This is a genomic window from Corallococcus exercitus (assembly GCF_003611585.1).
GTDB lineage: Bacteria > Myxococcota > Myxococcia > Myxococcales > Myxococcaceae > Corallococcus > Corallococcus exercitus.
The window spans coordinates 1-379 of record NZ_RAVW01000958.1 but is presented as its reverse complement, the minus strand read 5'-3'; the positions used below and the strand labels follow the sequence as shown (position 1 = coordinate 379).

1 protein-coding gene is annotated in these 379 nt (G+C 52.5%); it reads right to left on the bottom strand.

The genetic code is table 11. From position 1 onward, the window contains the following. A partial coding sequence (locus D7W79_RS43080) for a flagellar motor protein MotB (RefSeq protein WP_208730004.1) occupies nt 1-379 on the bottom strand: 379 nt, incomplete at both ends.

Below are 379 nucleotides of genomic sequence, written 5' to 3'. Positions count from 1 at the left end.
GACCTTCCTGGACCAGATCGATTTTGAGATGTGGACGTAACGCCCGCAGGTTCGGATCGGACTCTATCAACTGGTCGAGATCGCCACGCAATTTCCGCAATCGACTTTGCTCCATGCGTTTTTTCAGCTCTTCGATGTTCGGCTGCTTATTCACTTCCCCCTGGCTTTGGGTGTAATCATCACCCCCACCGGGAATTGGGCTTTCCCTATTAGAAATGCGATCGCCGCCCGTAACCGCAGTCGCCAGTGGAGTCCGGAAGTACTCCGCAATCTGAATCAGCTCTTTTGGGCGGGAGATGGAGATTAGCCACATCACCAGAAAAAAGGCCATCATCGCGGTCATAAAGTCGGCATAAGCAATCTTCCACGATCCATGTGC